The sequence below is a fragment of the Rhodanobacter thiooxydans LCS2 genome (assembly GCF_000264375.1).
GTDB classification, from domain to species: Bacteria; Pseudomonadota; Gammaproteobacteria; order Xanthomonadales; family Rhodanobacteraceae; genus Rhodanobacter; species Rhodanobacter thiooxydans.
This window is the reverse complement of the sequence record NZ_AJXW01000175.1, coordinates 1-413: the sequence shown is the minus strand read 5'-3', so window position 1 is coordinate 413 and position 413 is coordinate 1. Positions and strand designations below refer to the sequence as shown.

Sequence of the window (413 nt, the reverse complement as noted above, 5' to 3'; positions counted from 1 at the left end):
CGGCTGAACTGCGGCAGGCGCAGCGGGCCGCGGGCCGCCGCGGCGCAGGCGGCGGCGATGTGGCCGAAGGTGTCGGCGCCGAGGTCACCGTAGGCGGCGGCATCCGGCGCGGCGCCGAGCCCCAGCGAATCGCACACCAGCCAGATCACGCGGCTCATGCAAATTGCTCCGCCGGCATGTGCCACTGCCACAGCGGCCGGCTCGGCGCCGGCTCGCTGGTGATGCGGAACGCACGGGCCACTTTGCGCTGCGCCGCCTCGGCCGCATCGGCGTGGCGGGCGTGGATGATCGCCAGCGGCTGCCCGACCTGGACCGCGCTGCCGCAGCCAAGCACCTCGGCCAGGCCCACCGCATGGTCCAGCGCCTGGCCCGGCCGGCTGCGGCCGCCGCCCAGCTCGACCACCGCCTGGCCC

Annotated in this window: 1 pseudogene; it reads right to left on the bottom strand. The window is 76.8% G+C overall.

The annotated features are described in order from the left end of the window. Positions 1-154 precede the first annotated feature (154 nt). Positions 155-413 (bottom strand): annotated as a pseudogene (locus UUA_RS18420) (thymidine phosphorylase); the annotation flags it as partial.